Here is a 1,332-nt window from a genome sequence, read left to right on the forward strand (position 1 = left end):
ATTGTCTGTAAACAAGTATTAAAACATATAAGTATTTTAGCGATCGCTCTTTGGAGAAAAACTTTTTGGTTTACTGATAAACGACCCTGATTTCTCCGCCAAAAATTCCTGAGCAAAACTCTCGCACAGTACGCAAAAAGTTTGGAAAGTTTTTACTATACTTCCACAATTTCAGGATTTAAGAACTCGTGGCTCGGAGTCGGCGCAGCGGAGTGGCTCTTGCGGGCGTGCAGGATCTAGTTGGGCCAACCAGTAATCTCCATGCCCGTAAGAGCCACCGACTCAGAGAGCGTAGCGGTCACGAGTTCGTCGGGTCAACATAAGGTTATCGGCTCAAACCTTGCCCCTGTTGTTTTTGCTCCAGTATCTCTTGCTGCTGCTGTTGCTGTTCAATAAGAATCTCATTCCAAGTAAGCCCACTAGGTGCAATTCTTTTAGCCTGGGGCAGCATTGACTTCACGACTAGGGCCGCTTCATTTCCCCGATCATCGTTATTAAATGCCAGCCCAATTCTGCTGATATTTCTGAGGAGTTCTACTGGCAGGTTATCCGGGTCATCCACTGCCATGTACATTGTTCTCACTGGTGGTTGCCCCTTTTGTCCCTCTCTGTCAATCTCTGCCAAGGACAGCGCATCAATGGGGGAGTCACACAAGAATACTCTCTCGATTTTATCGTCAGTCTCTCCACCCAATTTCAGATGAAACCAGCCCTGCTGGAGGCGATCGCTATTTTCGGGGTACTCCGTACAACGATTGTCAAGGCGTGCGGTATCCCAAACCAGTGCGCCTGACTTTTCACCGTTTAAATCCCGCTTGATAAACACAACCTGAGCCTGCTGATCTATATAAGCCAACCCCTGGCGTTGTAATGGTTGCACAAGAAAATTGGTTATACCGCGTTGCTTAGTAAGGTAATACTGTAATACTCGCCTTTTGCTTTCATCCTCTGGTGGTGTAAACTGGGGTTGTTTTCGGAAAAGTTGCTGTTCTGGTTGTTCTTGTAAGTGTGCCAGTTGATTATTAGCGATTAGAACTAATGCTTTAGCTTCATCAGTAGTCCATCCGGCTGGACTGGCAAAGATAATTTCTTCAACTTCTTGGGGTGGTTTATTATCTAATAGCGCCCTAATAGCAATTTCTGTGTCTCGGTCAGTCACTAATAAGTTTTGCAAGTCGGCGCTGTAATACTCATATAACTCGGCTGAAAGATTATCTTTTAGCTTTGGTTCATCTGTGGTTATAGTTGGAGTTTTATTAAGAGCAATTGCATCCACTGGTTTTTGTGATCTATGCAGTTGCTCCAAATAAACAATCGCTGCTTCCAGGTCGT

The 1,332-nt window shown here is 45.0% G+C and carries 1 protein-coding gene; it reads right to left on the bottom strand.

What is annotated here, in order from left to right; all coding sequences use genetic code 11:
* Positions 1-325: 325 nt before the first annotated feature.
* The coding region (locus tag ACEYW6_RS36240; RefSeq protein ID WP_412983610.1) for a DUF3991 domain-containing protein at positions 326-1,332 on the bottom strand (1,007 nt) is incomplete at its 5' end.

The organism is Nostoc sp. UIC 10607 (assembly GCF_047228265.1).
In the GTDB taxonomy this organism is placed as follows: Bacteria; Cyanobacteriota; Cyanobacteriia; order Cyanobacteriales; family Nostocaceae; genus Nostoc; species Nostoc foliaceum_A.